Annotated in this window: 1 rRNA gene; it reads right to left on the bottom strand. The window is 60.9% G+C overall.

What is annotated here, in order from left to right:
* Window positions 1-547 (bottom strand): 23S ribosomal RNA (locus CSQ87_RS10655); the annotation flags it as partial.

Raw genomic sequence — 547 nt, 5'->3', positions numbered from 1 at the left:
CAAGGAATTTCGCTACCTTAGGATGGTTATAGTTACCACCGCCGTTTACCGGGGCTTGAATTCACCGCTTCACCCGAAGGCTGACGGATCCTCTTAACCTTCCGGCACCGGGCAGGCGTCAGAGCGTATACCGCGGCTTGCGCCTTCGCACGCTCCTGTGTTTTTGGTAAACAGTCGCTACCCCCTCTCATGTGCCACCCCCACGGGCTCGCGGAGCAGGTCCGGTCACCCACGGGGGCCTCCCTTAAACCGAAGGAACGGGAGCAATTTGCCGAGTTCCTTGGCCAGGATTCGCTCGATCGCCTTGGTATTCTCTACCTGACCACCAGTGTCGGTTTCGGGTACGGGCGGCAAGAAGCCTCACGCCGAAGCTTTTCTCGACAGCATTGGATCACCGGATATCGAGGCAAACGCCTCCCATCATCACGCCTCACCCACAAGCCCCCCGGATTTGCCTGGGGGACGGGCCACACGCTTGACCACGGACAACCACCGCCGCGGCCGGCTACCATCCTGCGTCACTCCCGCGCTCACCTACTACAGGGGT

The organism is Bifidobacterium simiarum, from assembly GCF_002802905.1.
Classification (GTDB): Bacteria; Actinomycetota; Actinomycetes; order Actinomycetales; family Bifidobacteriaceae; genus Galliscardovia; species Galliscardovia simiarum.
This window is presented reverse-complemented; position numbering and strand designations above follow the sequence as displayed.